The organism is Rhizobium sp. 01N424 (assembly GCF_056399485.1).
Map to the genome: position 1 here is coordinate 1 of NZ_JBFTRK010000045.1, position 468 is coordinate 468.

General features: G+C 67.9%; 1 protein-coding gene. It reads right to left on the reverse strand.

Going from position 1 to position 468, the window contains the following annotated elements:
• Positions 1-468 (reverse strand): carbamoyl phosphate synthase preATP-grasp domain-containing protein (locus tag AC1DNK_RS30005; protein WP_477944878.1); only part of this gene is annotated, 468 nt, incomplete at both ends.

The window sequence follows — 468 nt, forward strand, 5'->3', positions numbered from 1 at the left end:
GCGCAGCGCCATGGAGGCGTGAACGCAGGAGTAGTCGAACTCGATGCCCTGGCCGATCCGGTTCGGCCCGGAGCCGAGGATGATGATGGAGGGTTTCGCGTGCAGCGCGACCTCGTCCTCCTGGTCATAGGAGGAGTAGTGGTACGGGGTGTACGCGGCGAACTCGGCGGCGCAGGTGTCCACGGTCTTGTAGACGGGGCGGATGCCCAGGGCCTGCCGGACGCCGCGGACGACGKCCTCGGAGTTGTGCGTCAGGGCGCCGATCTGCTCGTCGGAGAAGCCGTGGCGCTTGGCGCGGGTCAGCATCTCCGGGGTAAGCGCAGCGGCCTGGCGGATCTCCACCGAGATCTCGTTCAGCAACTGGAGCTGGTCAAGGTACCAGGGGTCGATCTTGGTGGCCTCGAAGAGCTGCTCCACGGTGGCGCCGCCGAGCAGGGCACGCTGGACCTGGTGCAGGCGGTCCGTGGT